The 2,731-nt window shown below is 68.9% G+C and carries 2 protein-coding genes; both read right to left on the bottom strand.

From position 1 onward, the window contains the following. On the bottom strand, positions 1-927 hold a 927-nt coding region (locus VF202_07175; protein HEX7039872.1), incomplete at its 3' end, for a Fic family protein. Between the two features lie 66 nt (positions 928-993). Then, positions 994-2,595, bottom strand: coding sequence for a class I SAM-dependent DNA methyltransferase (locus VF202_07170; GenBank protein HEX7039871.1), 1,602 nt, complete (start codon positions 2,593-2,595; stop codon positions 994-996). Between the last annotated feature and the right edge of the window lie 136 nt (positions 2,596-2,731).

Genomic DNA, 2,731 nt, shown 5'->3' with positions numbered 1-2,731 from the left:
GATGCGTGCCCGGCAATCCTCCCGCACCCGCAGGATCGCGGCAGCCGTCTGCGCCGCCTCGCGGCTGACCTCCGCCACCCCGCGCAGGAAGAACGCGAGCCAGCCCTCCCAGTCACCGGCGTCGCGCACCGCCTGGAGGCGGTCGTAGTACTCGGCGCGCCGGCGCTTGAAATAGTGCGAGAGATAGAGCACCGGGCGTGCGAGGAGCTTCTGCTCCGTGAGCAGGAAGGTGATCAGGAGCCGGCCGATCCGTCCGTTGCCGTCCAGGAAAGGATGGATCGTCTCGAACTGCGCATGGGCGAGCCCGACGCGCACGAGTGAGGGGAGCCCGTCCCTCGCGTGGAGGAAACGCTCCAGGTCGGCCAACGTGCCAGGGACTTCGTCGGGCGGAGGCGGGACGAAGGTGGCCTCGCCGAGCGTGCAGCCGCCCGGGCCGATCCAGTTCTGGGTCGTCCGCAGCTCTCCCGGAGCCAGACGTCCGCCCCGAACGCCCCGCATCAGCTCCCTGTGGATCTCGCGGATCAACCGCACGGACACGGGGAGCTCGGCCAGGCGGGCCAGCCCGTGGTTCATCGCCCGCACGTAGTTGATCACCTCCTGCACGTCCGCCGGGGCACCGGGGTCGTTGAGCCGCGCCTCGGCGGCCAGCACGTTCTGGAGCGAACTCTGCGTCCCCCCGATCTGACTGGACAGCACCGCTTCCTTGCGCACGTACATGAAGACGAAGAGGTCGGGGCTCGGCAGCGTGAGCACCGCGCCATCCAGCCGGCCGAGGGCGTAGTCCGCCTCGGACAGGATCTCGCGCAGCTCGCCCCCCAGGTCGACGGGCGGCTCGGGCGGCAATGGCGCCGGGAGAAATGCACGGTAGCCCGCCGGCTGGCGAACGTACCGCCCGGCTCGGGCCGCCATATTTGGCTCTGCGTTCATCACACGCTCGGCGGCTCCTCCATGATAAACGCGGTGTTTATCATGAGGACGCAGTGCGCCCCATGATCAACGCTCGAGCGCGGACAGGTCCCGGAACCCCAGCTCCTCGAGGTTCGCGGCGATCGCGGCGTCCAGCCTGGCCGCCTCGGTCTGCTGCTCCCGCAGCGTGGCGACGAGCCGCTTCATCTTCTCCTCGAACGGCTCGCCGTCATCTTCGGTCTTTTCGACGCCGACGTAGCGGCCCGGCGTGAGCACGTGGCCGTGTTTGCGCACCTCGTCGAGCGTGGCGCTCTTGCAGAAGCCCGGCACGTCGGCGTACTCGCCGGCCTCCTTCTCGCCGCGCCAGGCGTGGTACGTGTCGGCGATGCGGGCGATGTCCTCGTCGGTCAGCTCGCGGTGCGTGCGGTCGACCATGCGACCGAGCTTGCGGGCGTCGATGAAGAGGATCTCGCCGCGCCGGTCGCGGAACTTGCCGTTCTGGCGGTCGCGCGCGAGGAACCACAGGCACGCCGGGATCTGTGTCGAGTAGAAGAGCTGCCCCGGCAGCGCGACCATGCAGTCCACGAGGTCGGCCTCGATCAGGTTCTTGCGGATCTCGCCCTCGCCCGACTGGTTGGAGGACATCGAGCCGTTCGCGAGCACGAAGCCAGCGACGCCGGCGGGCGCGAGGTGGTGCACGATGTGCTGGACCCAGGCGAAGTTGGCGTTGCCGGCCGGCGGCACGCCGTACTTCCACCGCTTGTCGTCGCGCAACCGCTCGCCGCCCCAATCCGAGACGTTGAACGGCGGATTGGCGAGGATGAAGTCGGCCTTGAGGTCGGGGAAGCGGTCGTCGTGGAAGGTATCGCCGTGCGCGATCTGGCCGTCGATGCCCCGGATCGCCAGGTTCATCTTGGCGAGCCGCCAGGTGGTGTAGTTGGATTCCTGCCCGTAGATGGAGATGTCCGCCTTCGCCTTGCCGCCGTTGCCGTTCCCAGTGGCGTGCGCGCGGATGAACTCCATCGACTGCACGAACATTCCCGAGGAGCCGCAGCAGGGGTCGTAGACGCGCCCGCGGTAGGGTTCGAGCATCTCGACCAGGAGCTTGACGATGCAGCGTGGCGTGTAGAACTCGCCGCCCTTCTTCCCCTCGGCGCTGGCGAACTGGGAGAGGAAGTACTCGTACACGCGCCCCAGCACGTCCCGGGCGCGGGCGTCCTCATCGCCGACGGTGAGGTTGCTGACCATGTCGATGAGCTGGCCGAGACGCCGCTTGTCGAGCGCCGGGCGGGCGTAGTCCTTGGGCAGCACGTTCTTCAACGCCGCGTTGTCGCGCTCGATCGCGGCCATGGCATCGTCGACGAGCCGGCCGATGGTGGGTTGCCGGGCCTGGCCCTTCAGGTAGGCCCAGCGCGCTTCCGGCGGCACCCAGAACACGTTCACGGCCCGGTACTCATCCGGGTCCTCGGGGTCCGCGCCCTGCGCGCGTTCGGCGTCGAGCTTCGCGTGCTGCTCCTCGAAGGCGTCCGAGATGTACTTCAGGAAGATGAGCCCCAGGACGACGTGCTTGTACTCGGCCGCGTCCATCGCGCCCCGCAGCGCGTCGGCCATGCGCCACAGTTCGGCTTCGTAGCCGACCGTGGCGCCGTTCGTCGTCGTCGCCGTGGCGTTCTGCCTACCCCTCGCCATAGGAAACCTCGTGCATCTCATTCCGACCGGGAGCATCCAGCACCGCCATGCGCGGCGCCACGTGCTGGGCCGGCGCGGGCACGAAGGCGCGCACCGCCTCGCCGGCAGTCGCGGTGATCTCGTACGTGCCCGATGG

It is taken from the genome of Trueperaceae bacterium (assembly GCA_036381035.1).
Taxonomy (GTDB): Bacteria; Deinococcota; Deinococci; order Deinococcales; family Trueperaceae; genus DASRWD01.
The sequence above is the reverse complement of the archived record's forward strand: the minus strand, read 5'-3'. Positions and strand labels throughout refer to the sequence as shown.